The 19,739-nt window shown below is 69.0% G+C and carries 15 protein-coding genes and 1 pseudogene; 10 read left to right on the top strand and 6 right to left on the bottom strand.

Translation table 11 applies throughout. The features are described 5' to 3' along the window. Positions 1-259: 259 nt before the first annotated feature. The gene (locus LIU39_RS11625) at positions 260-709 is read left to right on the top strand and encodes a YbaB/EbfC family nucleoid-associated protein (RefSeq protein WP_227046568.1); all 450 of its coding nucleotides are present in this window, start codon (positions 260-262) and stop codon (positions 707-709) included. A gap of 356 nt (positions 710-1,065) precedes the next feature. Here the strand turns inward: LIU39_RS11625 and LIU39_RS11620 are convergent, their stop codons facing one another. Both LIU39_RS11620 and LIU39_RS11615 read right to left on the bottom strand, forming a co-directional pair. After that, on the bottom strand, positions 1,066-2,649 hold the full coding sequence (locus tag LIU39_RS11620) for an MFS transporter (protein ID WP_227046567.1): 1,584 nt from the start codon (positions 2,647-2,649) through the stop codon (positions 1,066-1,068). A gap of 128 nt (positions 2,650-2,777) precedes the next feature. Continuing rightward, a complete protein-coding gene (locus tag LIU39_RS11615; protein WP_227046566.1) occupies positions 2,778-3,215 on the bottom strand; it encodes a cupin domain-containing protein in 438 nt (145 codons plus the stop codon). Between the two features lie 711 nt (positions 3,216-3,926). On the opposite strand from LIU39_RS11615, the gene LIU39_RS11610 reads away from it, so the two are divergent. Further along, positions 3,927-4,850, top strand: a complete 924-nt coding sequence (locus tag LIU39_RS11610; RefSeq protein ID WP_227046565.1) for a LysR family transcriptional regulator — start codon at positions 3,927-3,929, stop codon at positions 4,848-4,850. A 593-nt stretch (positions 4,851-5,443) separates the two neighbouring features. Then, entirely contained in the window at positions 5,444-5,827 is a 384-nt protein-coding gene (locus LIU39_RS35540) for a response regulator transcription factor (protein ID WP_372463845.1), read from the top strand. A gap of 356 nt (positions 5,828-6,183) precedes the next feature. Here LIU39_RS35540 and LIU39_RS11600 read toward each other — a convergent pair whose 3' ends face one another. From LIU39_RS11600 to LIU39_RS11585, 4 genes are all read right to left on the bottom strand, one after another. Beyond that, on the bottom strand, positions 6,184-6,558 hold the full coding sequence (locus LIU39_RS11600) for a response regulator transcription factor (protein WP_227046563.1): 375 nt from the start codon (positions 6,556-6,558) through the stop codon (positions 6,184-6,186). Positions 6,559-7,088: 530 nt separating this feature from the next. Further along, complete coding sequence (locus LIU39_RS11595; protein ID WP_227046562.1) at positions 7,089-7,766, bottom strand: acyltransferase; 678 nt, start codon at positions 7,764-7,766, stop codon at positions 7,089-7,091. A 31-nt stretch (positions 7,767-7,797) separates the two neighbouring features. Next, complete coding sequence (locus tag LIU39_RS11590) at positions 7,798-8,100, bottom strand: chorismate mutase (protein ID WP_227046561.1); 303 nt, start codon at positions 8,098-8,100, stop codon at positions 7,798-7,800. Beyond that, a complete protein-coding gene (locus tag LIU39_RS11585; RefSeq protein ID WP_227046560.1) occupies positions 8,093-8,851 on the bottom strand; it encodes an AfsA-related hotdog domain-containing protein in 759 nt (252 codons plus the stop codon). Before LIU39_RS11585 ends, LIU39_RS11590 begins: the two co-directional genes overlap by 8 nt. 416 nt (positions 8,852-9,267) lie before the next feature. On the opposite strand from LIU39_RS11585, the gene LIU39_RS11580 reads away from it, so the two are divergent. The 7 genes and pseudogenes from LIU39_RS11580 to LIU39_RS11550 all read left to right on the top strand — a co-directional run bounded on the left by LIU39_RS11580 (position 9,268) and on the right by LIU39_RS11550 (position 19,699). Continuing rightward, positions 9,268-10,248: a prephenate dehydratase domain-containing protein gene (locus tag LIU39_RS11580; RefSeq protein ID WP_227046559.1), complete on the top strand. Its 981-nt coding sequence runs from the start codon at positions 9,268-9,270 to the stop codon at positions 10,246-10,248. A gap of 113 nt (positions 10,249-10,361) precedes the next feature. Beyond that, a pseudogene (locus tag LIU39_RS11575) lies at positions 10,362-11,699 on the top strand (class II 3-deoxy-7-phosphoheptulonate synthase); the annotation flags it as partial. A gap of 750 nt (positions 11,700-12,449) precedes the next feature. Further along, positions 12,450-13,889, top strand: a complete 1,440-nt coding sequence (locus tag LIU39_RS35245; RefSeq protein ID WP_227046557.1) for a cytochrome P450 — start codon at positions 12,450-12,452, stop codon at positions 13,887-13,889. A 198-nt stretch (positions 13,890-14,087) separates the two neighbouring features. Beyond that, a complete protein-coding gene (locus tag LIU39_RS11565) occupies positions 14,088-15,206 on the top strand; it encodes a selina-4(15),7(11)-diene synthase (RefSeq protein WP_227046556.1) in 1,119 nt (372 codons plus the stop codon). 14 nt (positions 15,207-15,220) lie between these two features. After that, positions 15,221-16,567: a cytochrome P450 gene (locus LIU39_RS11560; protein WP_227046555.1), complete on the top strand. Its 1,347-nt coding sequence runs from the start codon at positions 15,221-15,223 to the stop codon at positions 16,565-16,567. Between the two features lie 145 nt (positions 16,568-16,712). After that, positions 16,713-18,404, top strand: a complete 1,692-nt coding sequence (locus LIU39_RS11555) for an SPFH domain-containing protein (RefSeq protein ID WP_372463844.1) — start codon at positions 16,713-16,715, stop codon at positions 18,402-18,404. Then, on the top strand, positions 18,401-19,699 hold the full coding sequence (locus tag LIU39_RS11550; protein WP_227046554.1) for an SPFH domain-containing protein: 1,299 nt from the start codon (positions 18,401-18,403) through the stop codon (positions 19,697-19,699). Before LIU39_RS11555 ends, LIU39_RS11550 begins: the two co-directional genes overlap by 4 nt. Positions 19,700-19,739 lie beyond the last annotated feature (40 nt).

The following is a 19,739-nucleotide window of genomic DNA, read 5'->3' as shown; positions in this document are numbered from 1 at the left end:
CCGAAGGACCGGGGCGCTCCGGATCGAGCGCCCCGGTGCCGGCCGGCGGCTTCGCCGCACCCAGGGGCGGAGATCCCCGAACAGGGACATGGGCACGCGCCGGGCCGGGCAGGAGGATGGCCGTGGACCGGTGCCGCCCCGCTCTCGATGCCGCGCGGCCGCCGGCACGCCGCCCACCGGAGCCCCCCCGCGGGTCCGTCCGGTCAGTCATGCGCCGCCCGGCCCGCGCCCACTCCACACCGCACGAGGAGCACCACCCATGTCCGACAGCCCGTCATTCGACATCAGCGCCCTCACCGCGCGCATGCACGACCTTCAAGGGCGCCTGGCCGGCCTGGGCGGGATGAAGGACAGCGAGATGACCGGGCACGCGGGCGGCGGCCTGGTCACCGCGAAGGTGAACCCCGACGGGATCCTGACCTCGCTGCGCGTGGACCCGTCGGTCATCGACCCGGACGACCCGCAGACGCTGGAGGACCTGGTCATCGCGGCCGTCAGCGCGGCGCAGTCGACTCTCCGGGAGATGCGGGCGAAGCAGGTCGGCGACTTCACCGAAAGCATGCTGGGCCTGACGGAGGGCCTGACCGAACAGAACAAGCAGCAGCAGAACGCCCGGACCACCGATCCGCTCGGCGCCCTCAAGACCATCGCCGACCTCGGCGCCGCCTCTCCCCCCTCCGCCACCAAGGACGGCCCCGCGCCGCGCTGACCCCGCCGGGCCGCCGGTTACGGGGCCCGGCCATCGATCCGGACCACGTCCACTTCGTGCACGTGGTCCACAGCACCGACCTCGCCTCGGCAGCGGTGGTGCCACCGGCCGGGTGCCCGTACACGCCGACCCGCCGCCGCGCGGGCGGCGGAGCCCCGGGTCAGGACCCCAAGATCACCTCTTGGCGCTCCCGGACTCGCCGGTCACCGCTCCCTCCGCACACAGGCCACCGAGCGCACAACGCGGCGCGGCTGGGCACCCACCGTCGTGTGAGCGGTGGGCGCCCAGCCGTGGGCCGGTCGGTCGGCGGTTCAAGTGGCGCGGTGACGATGAGCGGGACCACGCCACGCGCGTCGTTACTTCTGGGACGGTGCCGGGGTGTCGGAACTGTCGTCGGGCAGAGCTGCCGTGACCGGCTTTCGGTACCAGATGACCACGAGGACCGAGGTCGCCAGTACGGCCGCGGCGATCACCAGGAAGCCGTTGTCCATGGCGTCGGTGAACGCCCGGATGACCTGGGCGTGCTCGGTGGGGCCCACCTGCTCGGCCGCCGCGAGGGCGCTGGCGGTGGAGTGGCGTACGGCATCACCCTTGGCGAGTACCGACTGCGGCAGGTGGCCGGCGAGTTGGAAGCTGAGGATGGTGCCGATCACGGCGACGCCGATCGCGCTGCCGAGTTCTCGGGTGGAGCTGTTGATTCCGGAGCCCAGTCCCGAGCGGTTCGCCGGCAGCGAGGAGATGATGCCGATGGACAGCGGCGGTACAGCCATGCCCGTGCTGACGGCGAAGACCAGCAGGTAGATCACGTACAGCCAGTACGGGGTCTGCGGTGTGGCCAGTGCGAGCAGCACCAGCCCTCCTGCGGTGCCGAGCAGGCCCACGGTGACGACGGGTGTCGAGCCGAAGCGGCGGGTCAGGATCAGGCTGTTGCGGGAGGTGGTGAACGTGCCGAGCGACAGCGGAAGAACCCCGATACCGGCCAGGAGGGGCGAGAAGCCCTTGGCGTACTGGAGGTACTGCGCGTTGACGTAGAACAGTGCGAAGACCGCGACGAATGACATGGCGATGCCCAACGCCCCGGCACGCAGCCGCGGTTCGGCGAAGACCCTGGGGTCCATCAGCGGGTGCGGATGGCGCAGCTCGTAGCGTACGAAGGCGGCGAACAGCAGCACTGCCGCGAGGAGGGCCACCAGCACCGGGACCGAGGTCCAGCCCAGTTCGGGGGCCTCGATGACTCCGTAGAGCAGCCCGACGAAGGCGGCTGCGAGCAGGACGGAACCGCCCGGGTCCAGCGGGCTGTCCTGGGTGGCGGTGCGCGGCGAGACCTTGGCCGTCAGCAGCAGCAGGATCAACGCGACGGGTACCACCGTGAGGAACAGGCCCTGCCACGGCAGAAACTGAAGGACCAGGCCGCTGACCGCGTTGCCGATGATCCCGCCGAGTCCGCTCATGGCGGTCCAGGTGGCGATGGCCACGGGCTTGCGGTCATCCGCGAGTACGCCGAGAAGCAGTGACAGGGTGTTCGGCAGCACGAAGGCCGCGCCTGCCCCGGTCACCGCACGGGCCAGCAGCAGGACCGAGATGTTCGGGGCCGCGGCGGACAGCAGGCAGCCCGCCGCGAACAGGCCGAGCCCCACCATCAGCGTGCCCTTGCGGCCGCGGCGGTCCCCAATGGCGCCGGCCGGGATCAGCAGGCAGGCGAAGACGATGGCGTAGGCGTCGACCACCCACAGCATCTCGGTCGATGACGGCCGCAGAGCGCTGGCCGACAGCTTGGGGACCGCCATGTTGATGGCGCTGATCATGCCGAAGACCAGGATGACGCAGGCGCACATCACGGCCGTCAAGGCCCGGTGCCCGCCCGGTCGGTCGGAGGTTCCGGCGGCACCGTCAGCGCCTGCGTCGATGGCTCTGTCCGTGGCGCCCTGCCTGGTGGTCACGCGGTCCTCCTGTGAACGTCGATCGGGACACATCCAGGCTCGCGGGGGAGTGCGTGTAAGTACAGTTACGAAATTCTCCCCAGCCTTAAGCAGCGCTTGACGCTGATTCTTGAGGCCGACGCGTGAGGCTAGTTGGCGCCCTTGGTGAACTTCGGCGAGTCCACGTCCACCACGATGTTGTCCGGCACCCTGCTCACCAGCACGATCAGCCCGGAGGTCTCGCTCCGGTTGGCCTCCACGTGCACCAACTGGGGCGGTACGTAGACGAAGTCCCCCTCTTCCATGTCGAGGTGGTACTCAAGGTTGTCGCCGTAGTGCATACGTGCCTGCCCCTGCAGTACGTATCCGGCGGTTTCCGCAACACCGTGATGGTGGACGGAGGTGGCCACACCGGGCGGCGTGTAGACCTTGCCGAGCCAGATATTCTGCGCCCCTGCCGACTTCTGGTAAATCCCGCCCATGCGCTGCACTTCCGGCGACTCATCGGAATCCGGCGACATGTCCCAGCCCCGAATAACTTGAATTCCGCCCAACTTCGGGTTCTTCGCCTCGTCCCGCTCAACCACCGCATTCTCCATTCCATGGGGTCCTGCGCACTCGCGCTCCGAGGAGCGTCGACCGGCTTTCGATCTCAGCTTCTGCCGCCGGCTCAGGGAACGACAATCGACCGTTGGGCGTACTCCTTACGGTCGATTGTCAGCGTCGCTGATCTGCGTTGATGCTCGATGCGACGACTCCCTTCAGGCAGGCCGATGGCCTCCTTCGGGCAGGCCGGCGGCGACTGCCGGGCCGACGTGCTCACGCGAGCGGTCACGGCCGGCGCCGTGCGGCGCCACAAAATCCCGGTGGAATCCCCTGGAAGGGAGCAAGAACGGAAGTCGTGGTCGAGGCGGAATCGCGCCGACCATCGTCACGCCTTGGCCGATTTGTATGCCCCGCAGTCAGTTTACGTCTCTTATCGTGGAGTTGAGTCTTCTCATCCGTCCGGACAGCGCAACGGCCCGAAGCGGCGCACCGAGCCGCCATGCCTGCCCAACCGGCTGCGAAGAGGCGGTATGCCGAGCTGGGCCACGACGCTTCAGCCGCTTGGGCTGGACGGCACGAGGGAGTGGGCGGGATGTCTTTGAGTGGGAGCGGACGCACAGCGGGAAGTTCACGCCGGAGTTCATGCAGGGGGCAGTCCGCCACCGGGTCGAGTCCGTTTCGGCGGGCATGGGGAACGGCGTCAGATCACGCGGGCGACGACAACGCCCCTGGTTCTGAATAGACTTGACGACATGCTGGACTTCCGACGACTCCACGTCCTGCACACGGTTGCCGAAGCCGGCTCGATGACCAAGGCGGCCGAAATTCTCGCGTTCACCCCCTCGGCGGTTTCCCAGCAGATCAGCGCCCTGGAACGGCAGGCGGGAACCCCGCTGGTCATCAGGCTGCGACGCGGAATCCAACTCACCGAAGCGGGACGGCTACTGGCCGATCACACCTCGGCTCTGCTGGACAGACTCGACACGGCACAACGTGAACTCGACGACCTGGTCCATCTGCGGGCCGGCCGGCTGCGCATGGCGACCTTTCCCACCGCGAGCGCCCGCCTGCTCCCCGAGGCCATCGCCACCTTCCGGCGTATGCATCCCGAAGTCGAACTCACCTTGCGCAGCCACCCGTCCGATCACAGCATCGAACTGCTGCGGTCGGGAAGCGTCGACCTCGCCGTCGTCTTCACCTACGCCTTCGCGGACGTCATCGACCTGCACGATCTGCACGCCGTTCCGCTGCTCCGCGATGTCATGCACGTCGTACTCCCCGCCGATCACCGGCTCGCCAACGAGCCCACGGTGAATGCCGAAGAATTACGCGGCGAGTCGTGGATCCAGAACCACGACCCGCTGTGCTCCCGCATGCTGACGCACATCTGCGGACTGGCCGGCTTCACACCCCGAGTGGTTTTCGACAGCGACGACTTCACGACCGTCAGCCGTCTCGTCGAGGCCGGCCTCGGCATGGCCGTCGTGCCCCACATGGCCTCCGATCAAATGACCAGCGGGGTTGTTCTCAAGCCCCTCCGGCCGCAATTCTCGCGGCAGATTTACGCGGTGACCGCCGAGAAAGCGAACCCGGCGACCCTGGGAATGCTCGGCATACTGGCCCGGACGCACCAAGCCTCCAGTTCGTGGAGGGAACCGGTCGCCCTCAGCGGTTAGGGCCTTGCGGTGGCCGGCACGGTGGGAGGGAACGGTCCGCCCCGCCGGGGAATGTGCTTGGGCACACGGCTGGGCGGGCGGGCTCGCAGGGGCGAACGAGTGGTCATACCGACCGAAGTCGCCCGTGCGCGCGGGTCGTTGTGCGTCTCGCCCGTCTCCGCCGCGATGGCGCACCTCCGCCGACGAGTCCCCGCTGCTTCGCCTCCACGCTGACCAGCTGCGGGACCGTGTCCCGGTGCTCGCGATCTTGATCGTCGGGACAGCGGAACTGAGCGTCCCGGTTCGGGCGTCTTACCGTCGGCACGGGGGCTCCGCACCAAGGGCGCGGCGGACGTGGCTGATGCAAACATATCGACGCACCTGGGACAGCGGGGGCCGGCGTGGGGCCGCGGCCTGCCGAGACCGCCCATGGAGACGAGGACAACTGGGGACGGCCGGTAAACGAGAGAGCTGTCGGCAGGAATCCGGCGGGGTCGGGCGCGTCACACGTCGGCAATGTTTCGGGCACCTTTCCTGGATCCACCATATCGGGATAACCGAGTGCTGAACGCAACACGAAGATCATTGACAGTGAATGAGCAGCTTGCTAGCGTATGCAAAGGGGTTCGAAAATGAGTTCTCAGCTGCCAGGCGAGTGGGAGGACGAGCCCCACGGGACGTCAGGCGACGACAGGGATCCGCCTTCCGGCGAATTGCGTCCAGCAGACCAGTCGACCGCGGACAGGACAGATCGCCCGCAGCTGACACCCCGGGAAACCGAGGTAATGCAGAGCATCGCCATCGGTTTATCCAATCGGGCCATAGGCCGCGCGCTGGGGATTTCGGAACGTACCGTCAAGGTCCACATACGGTCCATATTCATCAAGATGAATGTGTCGAGTCGCACTCAGGCGGCGGTTCTCGCGCTTCAGAACGGCGATATCTCTATGCCGACCCCGGATCCTGACCCGGACCCGGGACCGACGTGCGCCCTGTGAACCTTCCGGTGCGGACTCCACATCGAGCATCCAGAGGATTCGCCGAGTTCGCCGATTTCCGCCGGACCGGGTGGTTCTCCTTATCCGCGGCCCGACCGTGACGTGGCCGGCGGGGTGACGGGCGGTGGCCTGGCGCATTGGGGTGCCGGCCGGCCCTGCGGGACGTGGCGCGGGGCCGGCGGAATCGACATTCCAGCGTTCAGCTGCCCTTAACGTCTGGCGATATTCCGTCACTGGACTTATGGTCCGCCACCGGCCAGCATGGATTCATGACCTTCGCGTCGCCTTTCCTCTCCTGGTCCGGCGGAACACCCGCACGCCGCCCATCGAGCCATGGGCCCCGGACCACTGGGCCGTCAGGCCAGCGACACCATGCCCAGCCGCAGTCCGGCCATCGCCGCCTCGGTGCGCGATGCCACCCGGAGTTTCGCGAAGATCGACCGGATGTGCGCTTTGACCGTGTGCTCGGAAATTCTCAGATCACGCCCTATGCTTCGGTTCGATTTTCCTTGTATAATCGCGGCCAGGACTTGGATCTCACGCCCTGTCAGATCTTTTCTGCTACGGCCATGAGTCTTGGGTATCGGTAAGCTACGCACGACGTTCAATGGTCCCCCTGCCCCGTTGCGGCCCGGGCGACCTCCATCGCCTCCTGCGGTCAATTCGTTTACCGTGGTCTTGACGAAACATTGAAGTTGCACTGTCGGGACAGATGTCTCGTGGGTAGGCATGACGTCCGTCATCTCCTGAGAACTGTTACCGCAAGCCATGCTTGAGACGTAAGACCGACCACGCCATCGGGGCCGGCTCCAACCATGCGCCCGCGAAGGGAACAACGGGATTCGCGGACGGGATCGATCCATCGCGTGAGCACACCTGGACGCTCACTGCACCCACGCGTACTCGGGCTTGGACTCGGATGTGGAATTGAATTCCAGTGCCTCGCAACGAACTGCAATCCTTCCGAGGATTGCTTGCGCAAGGCTCAAATGTACCCCAGCTCAACCGGCCATGGCGGTTCACGCGATAAAAGTTACGCATCCTTGGCGACCGTGAAAAGTGGAGGACGCACGCCGGAATCATCGGCGTAACTTTCCGTTCGCCGGCGCCGAGTGTGCGGAGCTGGCGCCGGCGTGTCATGGGCGCTTCGGAAAACGGCGTCGCAACGCACTCTTGGACCACCCGTCGTCATTCTGACAGGCGGCCCAAGAGGGCGGGTGCCGGGAGGGATTCGGAATGTCCGGAAGTCAGGGGCTTCCGGTCATTTCTTCTCTCCGCTCGTGGCGGGCGGTGTGGTGGACGTCGCCGCGCGGTGCTGCTGGAGGGGCACATGGGCCGGCGTGCCACCGGAGACCACCGCGTCGAATACCCGAAGGTCACCTGGCCCGGAATCCGTCTCGTCCCAGCTCCGTGGCTCCGTCTCGCGGAGGCTCTCGCGTGAGCGGCGGCTGAGTTCCTGGTAGAGGCGCGTCCCATTGGCTTTCCAGGACAGCTCTTCCTCGGTGAGTTCACGCTGGATCCGCGCCGGGCTGCCGACCGCCAGGTGCCGTGCGGTCACCTCGTATCCGGATTTCACGAAGCTGTTCGCGCCGACAAACGCCAGTTCACCGATCGTGGCGCCGTCCATAATCACAGATTTCATGCCGATCAGCGCTCCGCGGCCGATCCGGCAGCCGTGGAGCACCGAGCCGTGCCCGACGTGCCCGTCCTCTTCCACCACGGTGGTGGTGCCCGGGAAGCAGTGCACCACGCAAGCATCCTGGATGTTGGCGCCCGCCTCGATTCTGATCTCCCCGAAATCACCGCGCAGGCTCGCCAGAGGTGCGATGTAGCAGTCGGGGCCCACGGCGACATTGCCGATGAGCACCGCGTCGGGGTGAACGAAAGCGGTCGGGTGCACCCGTGGTGCGATGCCATCGATTTCGTAAATGCGGGCCAACGCACTGTTCCTCTCGTCCCGTTGTCCGATATCAGGCGGCCGAAGGACCGGGCTGCGGCAGCTGGCCCCTGCACAGCGACAGGACCGCCGACGCCACGTGCCGGCCCTCGTCCGCCAGGGCGTCGCCGTAGCGAGCGAGGACGATCTCCTCCCGCGAACGGTCCAGTCCCGCCCCGCCGCTGCCCTTGCGTATCTGCTGGATTTCACTTGAAGTGCGGCGCCGCTCCTCCAGCAAGCCGATGATCCGGCCGTCGAGGTCGTCGATGGCTTCCCGGCGGCGGCGAATCTCCGCCGCCGCGCTCGGCGCGATCACGTCCGCGTCGGCTTCAGGCATCGGTGGTCGCCGTGACGAAGTCGGCCGCCTGCTTGGCACGCCGGATCTCCTTGCCGTCGACCACGCCGGGGGCGAAGGCCGCCAGGTCGACCGTGGTCGTGGCGGCGGGCCGGCCGGCCTGCTCGATCGTCACGGTCACCTGCAGGGGAATCCGGGCGGAATCGGATGCATCGACGCTGTCCACCCGCAGACGGACCTTGGCCGCGACCGGGAACAGGAAGTTCCCGAATTTGGTGTTCATCTCGTTGATCACGATGTAGTAGCGCTGCTGCGGCCACGCGGACAGGAAATGGTCCTCGATGACGGCGAGAAACATCTGCCGGCTCGCCTCGACCGCCACCATTCCCTGGACGTGCACCCGGTCCTGGACGTCAACGAGCAGTTCGTTGTGGTCGTGGAGGCGCAGATCCGCTTCGAACTCATCGGCGCCGAGCCGCACCAGGGTGGATATGAGCACGTTGTCCTGGCGTGCCTTGTGGACGTGCTGGCGTCCGACCAACTCGGCGTCACGGCCGGCCGGTTCCACGTCGATCTTGAGGCCACGGCGCTCGGCGGCGTCGCGCAGATAGGCCACGGCGTAGTCGTCAATCCCCTGACCGGCGTGGACGGTCAGCGTCGCGCTGGGGCTGTCGTGATCCCCGTTGTCCAGAGTATGAACGAGTTCGGAGAATGTCGTGGCGCCCACGGCACGCGCGAAGTCCACGAATCGGTCTCCGACAACAAGCAGTGAGCTGGCTGTCTCGACTGTCATGTTTCCTCCAGGTTGTACCTGATTGCTATCGGACGGCCGTGATACGTCCGGGACCGTGCAGCCATGAGCGGCAGGCACCGGAATGAGTAGCTCCAGCATCTAGGTCAGGCCCAGCGCACGGTAGTTGGCCTTAAGGCGTACAACGGTCCGTCTAATACTTCCGGGCTATGGCTCACCGGGTCCGCACCTGCTCGCCCGCTGCCCGCGGATCGGCGAACCGGCCTAGTTCCCGGGAAGTAGGCGATTGCCTACAGGTCCATCGGTCGACTGTTGGGACCTCTTGTACGTCCGCACTCTGGAAAAGGCCGCCGATTCACCGTAACCGCCGCCGAGGCAGAGCGTCGTCGTGGCGGAACAACCAGGCCACGCACCTTTTTCTCCCTCCCATTTCCGTGTCGAGAGGCGGGGTTTCCCTGATGGCTCCAACGACCGTGGGTACGCACGCTTCGGCGGCCGCCGCCGGAATCCCGTCCCTCGGGGATATGCCGCACGAGGGCCGCGTCCACCGCGATTCCGCCCGCCTGTCCGGCATTTCCTATCTCGGGCCCGAGGGAACGTTCACCGAGATCGCGGCGCGCAGCATCTCGGAATCGGCCGGCGCTCGTCTGCTGCCGAAACCATCGGCGGCCCAGGCCCTGGACGCGGTACGCCGCCAGGAGGCGGACGCGGCCGTGGTGCCGCTGGACAACACCGTCAGCGGTCCGGTCCCCGGCACGGTCGATGCGCTGGCCGCCGGAGAACCACTGACGATCCGTCAGGAAGTTCGGCTGTCCGTGGTCTTCTCGCTCCTGGTACGTGCGGGCACCTCCGCGGAGGACATTCGCACCGTCGCGGGCCATCCCCATGCGCGTCCGCAGGTACGCCGATGGCTGGCGGACCGGCTGCCGTGGGCGCGCTGGGTGCCGGCGGCGTCCAACGCGGCGGGCGCCCAGCAGGTGAGCGAGGGGCGGTACGACGCGGCCGTCGCACCGCACACCGCGGCCCTCACCTACGCGCTGACCGGCCTCGCCCACGGCATCCAGGACCACGAAGGCGCCTCCACCCGCTTCGTCCTCGTCTCCGGCTCGCCCGGCCGGCCGCAGTCCGCCGCTGTCCACCGCACCACCTTGCTGGGCCGCGTCGCGGGCGATCCGGACGCTGTCCGTGCCCGCATCGAGGAGGTCTTCGGCGGCGCGGGCCGCCGTCCGCTCCTCCCCCACCGCACCCACGTCACGGCCGCCGGGCCCGAAGGCTCCGTCACGGTGCTCATCGACTGCGCCGGGCACGCGGCGCAACCCCTGGTGCGTACCGTCACCGAGGAACTGCTCGCGCGGCTGCCCGAGTTGCGTTCTCTGGGCTCCCATCCCGCATCCGACACCGCTCGGACAGCGGGGTCGGCAGCCGCCCTGATCGTCTAGGGCCTCTCGTTCGGATCACGCCTGCTCACGGGGCCGACGTGACCGGAAGCAGAGGCCCTCGCACCCTCACCGCCCGTCCGCGCACCACGTCTGAACGCGGGGTCGAACATTCCATGGACACCTTCACGAACAGCCCTGACGCACACGCGTCTTGGCGGAATCTGCCGGCCGACCAGCAGCCGGAATGGCCCGACCCGGATGCCCTGCGTGACGTTCTCGCGCACCTGTCCGCCCTGCCGCCGCTGGTCAGACCGCGTGAGAGCGACGCCCTCCGATCCCGGCTCGCGGAGGTGGCGAAGGGTGACGCCTTCCTGCTCCAGGGAGGCGACTGCGCCGAAACCTTCGCCGGCGTGGGGGCGCAGGCCGTCAATGACAAGCTGGAGACGCTGGCGCAGATGGCGCTGGTGATCGCGTACGGCTCCTCGTCGCCGGTCGTCACCGTGGGGCGGATCGCCGGTCAGTACGGAAAGCCGCGCAGCAGCCCGACGGAGACCAGGAACGGGATCACGCTCCCCTCCTACCGGGGGGACTGCGTCAACGGCAACGAGTTCACCACCGAGGCCCGCACGCCGGACCCGCGCCGGCTGGGCCTGATGTACCAGTGCTCGGCCGCGACCCTCAATCTGGTGCGCAGCCTCACCGCCGCCGGACACCCCGAGCTGGGCCAGGTCCAGGCCAGGAACCGGGAGTTCGTGCTGCGTTCACCGGTCGGGGAACGGTACGAGCGGCTGGTCGGCGAGGTGGAGACCGCGCTCGCCCTGGCGCGTGCCTACGGACTGGAGCGGCCCGCGCGGCCCGCGCCGCCGTTCTTCGTCAGCCACGAGGCACTGCTCCTCGACTACGAGTCGGCGCTCACCCGGGTGGACCCGGCCACCGGGCACCGGTACGCGGGGTCCGGGCACATGGTGTGGATCGGCGAGCGCACCCGCCGGGCGGACGGCGCCCACATCGAGTACGCCGCCCGGATCCGCAACCCCATCGGCGTCAAGCTGGGTCCTGCCACCCGCCCCGAGGACGCCCTGGCGCTGATCGACCGCCTCGATCCGCACCGCGAGCCGGGCCGGCTCACGTTCATCATCCGCATGGGCAGCGACCGCGTCCGCGACGCCCTGCCCCCGCTCATCGAGGCGGTACGCCGCAGCGGAGCCCTGGTGGCATGGGTGTGCGACCCGATGCACGGCAACACCTACACCGCCCCCGACGGCCACAAGACCCGCCACTTCGACACCATCGCGGACGAGGTGACCGGCTTCTTCGAGGTGCACCGCGGCCTGGGCACGCATCCCGGTGGCGTCCATCTGGAACTCACCGGCGAGCCGGTCACCGAATGCGTGGGCGGCGGCGACGGCATCGGGCACGACGATCTCCGGTCACGGTACGAGACCGCCTGCGACCCGAGGCTGAGCCGTGGCCAGTCCATGGATCTCGCCTTCCTCATCGCCGAGAGGTACGGGCAGGAGGAGAGGGCGGTCGCGGCCGCTGCGAGTGCTTCGGCGTCGAGGGGTTTCACGGGCTCGGTCGAGAGCGTATGAGCGCGGCCTTGCCACAGTCTTCCTGGTCTGGCTGTGCAAGACGTCGCCTGGGCTGCCGGTGAACTGACATGGCGTGAGATGGCGGGTTGAGCTGTCGCGCCGGGGAGGCAGGACGCATCAGCGAGGGGGCGTCGTTTGCCGCCCTCCGCTGACCGGTCGGAGCCGGTCATCTTGACTGCCGTACACAGGGGTTGGCGAGTCGTTGGGAGCGGCGCGCCGGGGCCGTGACCTGATGAAGGTAAGTCGTCGAGGGTGGGCTGAGTGGCTGATAATCTGGGGATCGGATCACAGCCCTGGGGTGTTCCCACAGCTGTGGTGGGATCGATGTGACTGTGACGGAGAAAGGCCGCGTTCGGTGGATCTGACGCCTGAGGCCACGGCCCGCGTACAGCTCCCGGTCCTGCGCGCGGCGGCGGGCCACGCGGTCTCCTTCGCCCCGTTCGGCCCTGCGGTCCCTGATGCCTCTGCCGCCTCCTGTTACTCGGACGTCCGGCGTCCGCCTCCTTACGACGCCTGAGGCGGCCGGGCGGGTGACGCGGGTGAGGGTGTCCCGGTGCACCGCCCGGCCGCCGGTGGCCCGTGCAGGTCGGGGCGGAACCGCGAACGCGGCCCGGCTGGGATCCTGTTGGTTCACACCGCGTCAACCTTCCACGACACAACGGAGAAACCGTGACCACCCCACAGCACGCCGGCAATGCTCCAGGGCTCGTACCGCCTCCGGCCTGCCCCGCCCACGCGGACGGCGGAGCACACCACCTCTTCGGCCCGGACCTGGACGAGGAGCCCTCGGAGCTGTACGCGCGGCTTCGTGCCGAACACGGCCAGGTCGCGCCCGTGCTGCTGCCGGGGAACCTGCCGGCCTGGCTCGTCCTGGGGTACGCGGAGAACCGCGAGGTGATGCACAGCCCGCACCGTTTCTCCCGCGACTCCGGTATCTGGACGATGTTCAAGGACGGGCACGTCGCCAAGGATTCACCGATCCGGCCGCTGATCGAGCCGCAGCCGGTGTGCGTCTTCGTGGACGGTGAACCGCACCAGCGGTTGCGCACCGCCGTCGTCGACAGCCTGGGCAGCCTGGACCGCCGCGGGGTCCGGCGGTACATCACCCGGTACACCCAGCAGTTGGTTGGCGGCTTCGCCGCCGCCGGCCGGGCCGACCTGATCGACGGGTTCGCCGAGCGCCTGCCGATGCTCGTCCTGTCCAAACTGTTCGGCCTGCCGGAAGAAGTCGGCCCCAAGCTCGCCGACGCAGTGCTCGACCTGATGAAGGGCACCGCGAACGCACAGGCGAGCAACCTCTTCATCATGGAGTGCCTCCAGCAGTTGGTGGCCACCAAGCAGGAGACCGGCTACGCCAACGACTTCACCGCCGCGCTCATCGGCCACACATCGGCGCTGACCACCGATGAGGTCGTGGAACACTTGCGGCTGGTGCTGGTCGCCGCGAACGAGGGAACCAGCAACCTCATCGGGAACGTGCTGTCGGTGGTGCTGACCGACCGGCGGTTCCGCGGGCACCTCTCAGGTGGTCAGATGACGCTGCCCGACGCGCTGGAGCAGGTGATGTGGGACATGCCGCCGCTCCCCATCGTCCCCGGCCGGTGGGCGACGACGGACACCGAGCTGGGTGGCCGGCGGATCAAGGCGGGCGACATGCTGCTGCTCGGCCTGGCGGCCGCCAACACCGACCCGGAGATCAGGCCCGACCTGTTCGACCCGGTGCACGGCAACCGCGCACATCTGGCCTTCAGCGGCGGCCCGCACGAGTGTCCGGGCGCTGACCTCGGCCGTGCCATCGCAGACACCGGCGTCGACGTGCTGCTCGGCATGCTGAAAGACCTGCAGCTTCAGGACGGGGCGCAGCCGGTGTGGCGGAACGAGGGCTTCTCGCGCCGGGTGGTGAGTCTGCCGGTGCAGTTCGCGCCGGGGCGCCCCGCTGCTACGAAGGAGCCCGCGCGGTTCACCGCTGCGCGGGCCCGTACGGCAGCCGCGGACACGGCCTCGCAGGCCCCGGCCGGCGCTCCGGCGGCATCCGTCGCGGCCCCGGCCGCGGGCGTCACCGGCCCTTCGGGCAGCGGCGGTTGGTGGCGTTCACTGCTCGGCAAGTAGCGCCGGACTCGTGCCGTGGGCGCCGCCACCGCTCCTTCGGTGGCGGCGCTTTCGCGGGCAGCCGCAGGTGAAGGGCCTATTGGTTCGGCCGTGGGCAGTGCGTACTATGCGCGTTAGTTGATCACTCACGGAGTGCCGTCGGCATTCCTGGTGGCCGACACCGGCGTCGGGCCGGGACTGCCGCACGAGGACTGAGAGGTGATCGCAGTGGAGGCACTGCGCGTTCCGCCGACGTATGCGCCGATCCCGGCCGCCATCCATCCGCGGCACGAGGCCATCGAGGAGCGGACCACGGCCTGGGCGCACCGGCTGGACATCGGCTCCCCCGAACTCCGCAGCCGTCTGGTGACCCACAGCATCGGCACCTTCGCCTCCCGGATACTTCCCGAGGGCCGGGAGGAAGTCGTCGGCCTCCTCGCCGACTTCGTGCTCTGGCTGTTCGCCGTCGACGACGGCTACTGCGAGGAGGGCGATCTCGGCCGGCGGCCCGGCGACCTGATAGCCGCCACGCACCGTCTGCTGCGGGTGGCCCAGCTGCCCGATGCCCCCATGCTCCTCGACGACCCGCTGGCCCACGGGCTGCGCGACCTCCAGTCGCGGATGACGCTCTACGGGACACCGGCGCAGGTGGCGCGCTGGATAGACGCGCTGCGCGAATACGTCTTCAGCGTGTCCTGGGAGGCCCATTACCGCGTCGAGGGCCGCGTCCCCGAGGTGAACGACTACACCCTGATGCGCCTGTACAACGGGGCGACCACCGTCGTGCTGCCCCTCCTGGAGATGGGGTACGGCTACGAACTCCAGCCGCACGAGCGCGATGACGCACTGGTCCGCGCGGCGGCCGACATGGCGTCCTTCATCATCGTGTGGGACAACGACATCTTCTCCCACCACAAGGAAAGCCGCTCCGACGACGACTACTACCTCAACATCCTCCGGGTCCTGCAGGACGAGGACGGGCTGAGCCCGCAGCAGGCGCTGACCTGCGCGATCGGCCAGCGGGACCGCGTCATGACGCTGTTCCTGCGGCTGCGCACCCACCTCGAACAGCACGCGAGCCCACAACTGCGCCAGTACCTGCGCAGCCTCAGCGCCTACATCCGCGGCGCCCAGGACTGGGGAATCACCTCCCTGCGCTACACCACCCCGGACGACCCCGCGGGCCTGCCGACCACCCTCAGCGAATTCCCCAGCGACGACAGCCCCGAGCCCCTGGACATCCCCGTCATCGCGCCCTGGTGGGACCTGCTGCCGGACCCGGCGGCGGCACCACACCGGACCGCCCTCGCCCCCGCGCGCACCGCGCTGCCGGTCTGACGAAAGGACCCGCCGTGACCACCGACCTCCACGCGGTACCGCGTGCGCCCGGCGCTCTGCCCCTGCTCGGGCACACGCTGGCGCTTGCTCGCAACCCCTTCGGTTTCCTGCGGTCCCTGCGCAAGAGTGGCGATCTCGTCCGCGTCGACCTGGGCACCAAGCTCCCTGTCTACTTCGCCACCAGCGCCGAGATGGTGCACGAGGTCACCGTGACCCGGGCCCGCAGCATGGCCAAGGGCCGGCTCTATGAGCGGGTGCGGCCGCTGGTCGGGGACGGTCTGGCGACCGCAAGCGGTCCGGTCCACCGCAAGCACCGCCGCCTGATGCAGCCGATGTTCCATCACGCCCGGATCGAGGACTACACCCGGACAATGAGCAGGCGTGCCAGGGAACTCACCGGCTCCTGGACACACGGGCAGCGGATCGCCGTGGAGCAGGTGATGGCCGACTACGCGATCGAAACGCTGGCCGAGACCATGTTCTCGTCGGACATCGGCCGGCCGGCCGTCGAGGCGGTACGGCACAACCTCCCCGTGATCCTCAAGAACATGCTGCTGCGCGCCGCCTCCCCCAAGGCATTCGACAAGCTGCCGATCCGGCGCAACCGTGACTTCGACGCGGCGGCCCTGAGCCTGCGCCAGGTCATCGACGAGGTGATCGCCACCACCCGCAGCTCCGGCCAGGCCGACCAGGGCGACCTGCTCTCCTTGCTGATGAGCGCGCGCGACGCCGACACCGGCGAGGCGCTGAGCGACGAAGAGGTCCGCGACGAACTCGTCACCATCCTCTTCGCCGGCACGGAGACCACCGCCTCTACGGTGTCCTGGGCGCTCCACGCGATCGGCAATCACCCCGAGGTCGAGCGCCAACTGCTCGCCGAGGTCGACGAGATCGTCGGTGACGGACCCGTGACCATGGAGCAGGTACCCCGGCTCGAAGGCATCAAGCGCGTCCTGGACGAGACAATCCGCCTGCACGGTGTGACGCTGCTGATGCGCCGGACGACCGAGCCGGTGGAACTGGGCGGCTTCACCGTCCCCGCCGACACGGAAGTGGCCTTCTCCCTCTACGCTCTGCACCGCGACCCCGCGCTCTACACCGACCCGGACCGCTTCGACCCGGACCGTTGGCTGCCGGAGCGCAAGGCCGAGGTCCCGCGCGAGGGCTTCGTCCCCTTCGGCTCGGGCAACCGCAAGTGCATCGGCGACGCGTTCTCCTGGGCCGAGGCCACCATCCTCCTCGCGACGATCCTGCGCCGCTACACCCTGCGCCCCATACCGGGCCGCGTGCCCAAGGAAGCCCTCAGCGCGATGGCCCACCCGGACCGGGTCGAGATGGAGATCATCTCCCGGGCCGCCTGAACGAGCGGCTTCGTCCCTGCCCGCCCCTCGCGGGCCGGATGGTGCCTCGCGCCCCACCCGCCCCACGCCTCCCCCGGGCGATGCGATGGGATGGAGGGGGCTGTATGCGCAGCCCGTATGCACAGTGCGAGAACAAGGGGGATTTGTGGCAGGGAGTCAGAGCGCGCGGAGAATCACGCGGGCGGTATCCGGTGGCGCGGACCTGCGCGGGGCCGCGGAGGATGAGCTGCGGCGCCGGAGCGGGCTCGATGCGGGCCGTGCGACGGAGGAGGCGGCCGCGGCCGGTGCGTCCGGAGCGGCGAAGCGTGCCGGGGAGGCCGGGGAGGCGCACAGCGAGGGCATGGACCCCGCCGACTTTCCCGCCGCCCGGGAGCAGGGCGGCAGCATCGACACGGTGATGACGCAGCAGACCGTGCCGCTGGACGAGGCGCGGGAGGTGCTCAACCGCAGCGAGCAGCGGCGCGAGGACGGGCGGCAGGTCCACGCGATCTGCCCGATGGTCATTCCGCGCGGCCGTTCGTTCCTGAGCATGCTGCCGGTGTTGCTGCTGCTGGTGATCGGCGTGGTCGCGAGCGCGATCGTCGCGGCGGCCGGCGGCGACGTGATCACCGATCCGCTCTTCGGCATCCACTACTGGGTGCTGTCGCTCGCGGCCGTCGCCTTCGTGTGGTGGCGGCAGGGCATGGTGATGGTGCCGGACGGCTGCCAGGCGCTGATCACCCGCTTCGGGAAGCTGGAGCAGGTGGTCGGTCCCGGCCGGGTCATCCTGCTGAACCCGTGGAAGCGGGTGTCGTACATCATCAACACGACGCGCGAGTACCCGTTCAACGCCCCGGTGCGCGAGGCGCCGACCAAGGGCGGGGTGAAGGCGTCCATCGACCTGTTCATCCAGTTCCGGATCAGCGACCCGGTGGAGTTCGTCTACACGCTGGGTGCGGTGCGCGGCTTCGAGGAGAAGCTGAGCAACGCGGTCAGCGAGACCATCCGCAGCCTCATCTACGAGCAGGAGGCCGCGGGGATCTACGACATGGTGGGCGAGGACACCGGCCGTCTCCTTGAGCAGCTGAACCAGCAGTTCCGGCCTGCGGTGGAGCTGACCAACGCCAACATCACCCACGCCGAGCCGTCCGACCGCGGTTACCGCATGGACCTGGCGGCGCCGGAGATGGTGCGGGTCGCCAAGGACGCCTACACCCATGAGTACGCACTGCACCTGCGCAAGGAGCAGGACGAGGGCGACCTGACCAAGGAGTTGGCGTCCCGCCAGGAGACGCTCTCCGCGATCATGGCGGACATCGCGCAGTACCAGGCGCAGATGGACACCGCCGAGGAGCGGGAGACCAACCGCGCCGAGGCACTGGCCCGGCAGCGGTATGTGCAGGCCGAGTCGGAGGCGAAGGCCAACGCGGCGCTGCTGGAGGCGCAGGCGCTGGACATCCGCGCGGTGACGGCGGCCGAGGCGCCGGAAATCCTGGAGTACCGCTACCAGCAGCAGGTCCTGGACACGCTGGAGGAGGTCGCGGACCATCTGCCGCGGCTGGTGCGGATCGGCGGCTCGTCCGGAGCCGACGGCGCCGCCGGTGTCGACTTCCTGGCGCTCGCCCGGGAGTTGGTCGGCGAGCGGGGCACCGAGCTGTTCTCGGCCGAGGACATGGCCGCCGTGCGCGCACGGCTCGCCGACGTCTCCGGCCGGATCGCGGGGCGTGAGCAGGAGATCGCCGCGCTCCTGGAGGCGGAACGGCCGACCGTACCCGCCGCCGCGGACGCGGGCACAGAGACCACGTCCGGGCACACCGCGGCCGAGGACACCGACGCAGCCGAGGGGGACGCGCAGTGAGCACGACACGTCAGCACAGGTCGGTCATCTCCGAGGAGGTGGCGCCCTGGAGCGAGATCCGCCAGCTGCTCCGCGGTGGCGAGGCCGGCAAGCTGATCCCGGTGATCATTCCCCGCCATCGGCGCAGGCTGTGGTGGATGCTGCTGCTGTGGCTCGGGGTGTTCGCGCTGCTGACCGGCGTGATGCTGACGCTCCGGGACACCGGCGGCATCAGCGGCATCGCCTACGGCGCCCTCGCCGCGGTCGGCTACGTCTGCGGTGCCCTCCTGATCCTGGCCGGCCTGCTGTGGTGGTGGCGCTCCTCCATCGCCGAGATCGAACAGGGCACCAACGGCGTCCTCACCCGCTACGGCGCGGTGACCCGCACCCTGGACCCCGGCCGGCACTACCTGTGGCACCCGTGGTCGCGGGTGGACTTCGTGGTGGACACCGCCACCGAAATCCCGTACTCGGCACCGGTGGTGGCCTGCCCCACCCGGGAGAACGTGCCGCTCCGCTCGATCGAGTTCTTCCTGAAGTTCCGGATCACCGACGCGGTGCTGTTCGTCCGCGCCATCGGGGCGGGCAACTTCGACCTGGTGCTCTCCAGCGCGGTGCAGGACGCCATCCGCCAGCGCGGCCGGCAGGTGCGGACCGAGAGCGCCTACGACCTGCGCGGCTCGGACGTCGCCGACATGCAGGACCTCCTCAACCGTCAGCTCTCCCGCTACGGCGTGCGCATCACCGGCTCCAACATCCCCGATGTCCAGCTGCCCACCCAGTACCAGCAGCACCTGGCGACCCGTGAGCGGGTGGCCAAGGAGCGGGCCGCGTACGAGCAGGAGTGGGGGCTGACGCGCAAGCGGCGGATCGACAGCCTGCAGATGGACATCGAGCGGGCCAAGAAGGTGCGGGACGCGCGCATCGTCGAGGTGAAGGCCGCGCTGAACAAGGCCCGCGAGGCGGTCGCCCAGCTTCTGGAGGAGCAGGAGACCAACGCGCAGAAGGTCCGCTTCGAGATCGAGACCCGCGGCCGCAGCGGGCTGATCTCCGCCGAGAACGAGGCCCGCGCGCAGCAGCGCCTCGCGCAGGCGTACCGCGACAACCGTGCGGTGCTCCAGTACGAACTGGCCCGCCGGCGCCTGGAGGTCGGCGCGATCCTCGCCGGCAAGGCCCCGCAGCCGGTCGTCGTCCGCACCGACGGCGCGGGCACCGACACCTCGGCGCTCTCCACCCTGCTCACCGCCCAGCTGTTGCCGCGGCTGACGGCCCTGCCGTCGGTGGAAACGCACCGGCAGCCGGGCGGGGCCGAGTAGGCAACCACCCGGCCGACCGTACGAGCCCGGCGGGCGAGGT

The sequence above is a fragment of the Streptomyces pinistramenti genome, from assembly GCF_020564935.1.
GTDB lineage: Bacteria > Actinomycetota > Actinomycetes > Streptomycetales > Streptomycetaceae > Streptomyces > Streptomyces pinistramenti.
This window is presented reverse-complemented; position numbering and strand designations above follow the sequence as displayed.